Below are 284 nucleotides of genomic sequence, written 5' to 3' on the forward strand. Positions count from 1 at the left end.
GTATTTAACGATGGTTTCATCACTTGTCGAATATGTCGTATCATAGTTTTCGAAAGCTTCAGCCAAAGCTTGCTGATCTTCTTCGCGATCAAAGCCATCCGGATCTTCAGCGATCGTCGCCATATAACGGTCCATGTCTTCTGCATTGAACGCTGCAATGTATTCTCCGTATGCATCCAATAGTTCCTGTTTTGCTTCTTCCGGAACATCTGCTGCGATGATGTCTCCCTCGTCATCGAGTGTGAATCCGACTTCTTGGTCTGTGATGCCGTGTTCCACTGCAT

Annotated in this window: 1 pseudogene; it reads right to left on the reverse strand. The window is 46.1% G+C overall.

Features of this window, described 5'->3' with window-relative positions:
* Positions 1–284 (reverse strand): annotated as a pseudogene (locus R0J92_RS22480) (hypothetical protein); the annotation flags it as partial.

The sequence above is a fragment of the Tritonibacter sp. SIMBA_163 genome (assembly GCF_046535935.1).
GTDB classification, from domain to species: Bacteria; Pseudomonadota; Alphaproteobacteria; order Rhodobacterales; family Rhodobacteraceae; genus Epibacterium; species Epibacterium scottomollicae.